Annotated in this window: 2 protein-coding genes; both read right to left on the bottom strand. The window is 38.7% G+C overall.

Going from position 1 to position 1,337, the window contains the following annotated elements; genetic code table 11:
• Positions 1-121: 121 nt before the first annotated feature.
• Positions 122-466, bottom strand: a complete 345-nt coding sequence (locus tag AACV20_RS12865) for a DUF6161 domain-containing protein (protein WP_249929796.1) — start codon at positions 464-466, stop codon at positions 122-124.
• Positions 444-1,193, bottom strand: coding sequence for a hypothetical protein (locus tag AACV20_RS12860; protein WP_249929795.1), 750 nt, complete (start codon positions 1,191-1,193; stop codon positions 444-446). The genes AACV20_RS12865 and AACV20_RS12860 overlap by 23 nt, the downstream gene beginning before the upstream one ends.
• Positions 1,194-1,337: the final 144 nt, after the last annotated feature.

Here is a 1,337-nt window from a genome sequence, read left to right as displayed (position 1 = left end):
AAGAAATGGACGATGCCGATCAGAAACTGGCGACAAGCTCTAAACCGCTTTATGATTATGTTCGAAGACCGACTCACTCAATACATGTAACCCTGACAGTTACACAGAATTATTTACAGGGTCAATTACGTTCCTCACTCGAAGATGCCCCGCCCTCACTTATTAATGCCAAGTAGGCTTGAGTCATAACAACTCTTTCTCGAGAGTTCATTTGCATATGATTATGGCTTAAATACATTCGCACCAATACACGGATTAACCAAATTGCCAGTGATGTTGTAAAAGCAACCACACCTACCTTACCCCACACAACTTGCTCTGAAGCTAATATTTCCCACGCTACATACGCTATTGGAAGAAAAATAAGTAATGACAACAATACGCTTGCTATACCAAACTTCTTTGCCGATTCCTTATGATGATCGCAGTTCTCTGTCCAATACTTAACAGGAGCTTTTAGTTTCATATGCTTCCCTAAAACTATCAAAGCGCTTTTTCGTCGCTTCCTGTTCTTCAATGAACCTTTCATTGAGATTATCTACAGATTCATCATAACTCTCATTTGCATGCTTAAGCTTATTTTCGAGTTCAATCTTTAAGTTGCTTTCGAGCCTTTTCTTGATTTCTTCAATATCAAGAACAGCTTGCTTCTGTTTTTTGCTCTCTTTATCCAATATTTTACATTCAGATTGGAGTTCGATAACAGCATGCTGACCTTTTCGCAATTCGTCAGACAGTTGTTCATTTAAGATTAAAAATTCATCAGCAATCTTAGTACTGTCAGTACGGAAATTGTTGAGTAACTCTTCATATTTTGCTTTTTCAGCCTTTAAGCCTTTTTTATAGAAAAGAGCTTGAATCGCTCCTTCGGTTTTCTTATCTATGCCCTCAGAGAATGCAATTAGCGTATATAGTGCAACTTCTTCATCATGTAAGGAGCGAATAAATGCTCCCTTTTGAGACGCATAAGATACGAATTCCTTCCTATTTGTAACATCCCATGCAAGTTCTATATATTCCGGATCCAATGATGAGCTGAACTCCTGCTCCTCATTTTCCACCCCGATTTCATCATAAAACCTAAAAAAAGCGCTATATGCCTTAAGATATCCTAACTCTTTTTCATGGGACAATAACCAATTCCAGACTTTGTATTCTTGACTAACTATTTCAAATTTTTCTTTATTATCCACGGAACCTCCCATGACTTATAACGCCCGGCTAAGGGGTTGACAACGCACTGCCGAACTCAAAAAACACACCGAAAACACTGAACTTCAATTTTGTACTAAAGCCGCCACGCGTTGGCAATCCCTCTTGAGCCGTTTGTTAGGTAT

The organism is Vibrio sp. B4-6 (assembly GCF_963888245.1).
GTDB classification, from domain to species: domain Bacteria; phylum Pseudomonadota; class Gammaproteobacteria; order Enterobacterales; family Vibrionaceae; genus Vibrio; species Vibrio anguillarum.
Note: the sequence above shows the minus strand (reverse complement) of the source record. Positions and strands in the feature narration are given on the sequence as shown.

Coding starts and splice junctions, on each gene's coding strand:
- AACV20_RS12865 (WP_249929796.1), bottom strand. CDS start 466: ATGAAACTAAAAGCTCCTGTTAAGTATTGGACAGAGAACTGCGATCAT.